The following is a 2,269-nucleotide window of genomic DNA, read 5'->3' on the forward strand; positions in this document are numbered from 1 at the left end:
TTACGTTCCGGGCCTTCCCGGCCGTCCCCGAGAGAGTGAGCGTCGTCGGCGACGATTCGACGACGGCCGGGGCCGTTACGTTCAGCGCGTTCAACGCGCGGTGACGGAAGGGGAGTACGACGCGAAGCGCATTCTGACCGGCGGGAATACTCGCATTCAGCGTCTCGGCGAACGAGAAAGAACCGTCCAGACCGGTACGCGTCGTTCCCACTCGCGTCTTCCCAACGAAGACGGCAACCGGCACGTCGGTTGCGCCGACCTGCCCAGCGTGGACGCGCCCCGAAACGGACACCGTGTCGTTGTATCGCACCTGCTGCGTGTGGTTCGAAATATCGATCATGGCGGCCACCGGGGAGACGTTTGCGTGATGACGGGTTCGCTGATGTGCTCGATGGACTCGAACGGCGTCATCTCCACGCTCGATACCGTGGAACCGGCGATAGCGTCTTTCAGACCGGTGACGGCCGCGATGTTCCCGCAGGGACGCGCTCCACTTCCTCGCGTTCGCCACCCATGTAGATACCGACGCTCTGGACGCGGTTCGTTCCGACAGTCCCGGAGATGTAGAGGTCTTGCCCTTTCTCCAGCGTACCGGAGAAGACACGACCGGCGGAGATTTCGCCAGCGTGCGGGTCGATACCAATGTCGGTGACCATCAGGACGACTTCGCCGTCCGGGTCCACGAGACGCATCTGTTCGGCGAGTTCCGAGTCGTCGTCACCACGCCAGACGCGCGGGATACGACGGGGCTGCGCCTCGATGGGGTCCGGGAAGTGTTCACAGACCATGTCGAGGATGACGTCCGACAGCGGCGTCTTCTCGTGAAGCTCCTGGCGCTTGTCGTTGCGTTCGAGGTCCATGATGTCGCCGAAGTCCATGCCCGTCGCTTGCATCGACGGCATGGAGACACCCCACTTGTAGAGTGCCGACCCGAATCCGACGGTTCCGTCTTCGACGGAGACGGTCCAGTCGTCCACGTCGTCCATGTCCTCGGTCATGCCGCGAATCAGCTCGTTCACGTCGTCGATGACGTTGAGCAGGCGGCGTTGCATCTCCTCGGGACCCTCTTGGAGTTCCGAGATGAGTCGGTCCACCTTGTTGATGAACAGAGTCGGCTTAACACCCTCGCGGAGTGCCTGTCGGACGACGGTCTCCGTCTGCGGCATCGCGCCTTCGACCGCGTCCACGACGACGAGCGCACCGTCGACGGCGCGCATCGCACGAGTCACGTCGCCACCGAAGTCGACGTGGCCCGGCGTGTCGATGAGGTTGATGAGGTGGTCTTCACCCTCGTACTCGTGGGTCATCGAGACGTTCGCCGCGTCGATGGTGATACCGCGTTCCTGTTCGTCCTCCTCCGTGTCCATCATCAACTGGGTGGCTTCGCCTTGGTCGGCGATCATGCCCGCACCAGCGAGAAGGTTGTCCGTCAGCGTCGTTTTACCGTGGTCGACGTGGGCGGCGATGGCGATATTCCGGATCTGTTCCGGTTTGTCCATGAGCCGCTCACACTGTTCGACGATCTTCTTTCGTCTACCCATATATGGGTATCCCTACCTGTACGAGGTTGAAAAGCGTAGTGTTTTCCCGCCCGTAAAACGGCCGGAAACGGGCCATTTCCCTGCTAAACAGTCACATATGGCACAAGAGTAATGGCGGTGTAGACCGTGCCAACGACACGCATGGATATCCGAGTACACGGTTTGACGTCCCCGAGCCCGTTTCTCAGCGCCTCCGACATCTTCGAAACCGAACTCGACCTCGACGACCGGTCCACGTGCGCGTCCGCGACGACCCCGACGAACGGACGTGGACCGCCCACCCCGATGACCACCACGTGCTCAACATCTCGCGGCAGGCCGCGACCAGCGTCATGGCCCGCGAGCTCGCGCTCCACGAGTATTCCCACATGGCGCGCAACGAGCAGTCTCACCCCTCGCACACCCAGTCAACCGCGGAAGTGCTGTTCCTCGCGTTCGCCGGACAGTCGGTCGAGCGGCGGAAGCTCACCCACTGCTATCAAATCGCGAACCACATGAAGGACATCTACGCCGACGACATCACGCTCCGAGTCGGTCCGAGCGACAAACTCGTCACCTTCCTCGAATCGGAACTCGCGGCGGCGGTCGCGGACCGCCCCGCCGAGGTTCGCGGACGGCGACTGACCGCCACGTCAGACCCGGAGATGACCGCCGTCAACGCCGCGTTTGCACTCGCCATGGTCGAGCGTCACGACCTCGTTCCGCGCGACCACCGCCTCTACGACCTC

At 62.8% G+C, this 2,269-nt stretch carries 3 pseudogenes; 1 reads left to right on the plus strand and 2 read right to left on the minus strand.

Annotated elements, in window-relative coordinates:
- Positions 1–340, minus strand: a pseudogene (locus BG842_RS07840) (hypothetical protein); the annotation flags it as partial.
- Between the two features lie 17 nt (positions 341–357).
- Positions 358–1,541: pseudogene (locus tag BG842_RS07845) on the minus strand (GTP-binding protein); the annotation flags it as partial.
- A gap of 141 nt (positions 1,542–1,682) precedes the next feature.
- Here BG842_RS07845 and BG842_RS07850 point away from each other — a divergent pair.
- Positions 1,683–2,269 (plus strand): annotated as a pseudogene (locus BG842_RS07850) (DUF5781 family protein); the annotation flags it as partial.

Origin of the sequence: Haladaptatus sp. W1 (assembly GCF_001723155.1) — an archaeon.
Lineage (GTDB): Archaea > Halobacteriota > Halobacteria > Halobacteriales > Haladaptataceae > Haladaptatus > Haladaptatus paucihalophilus.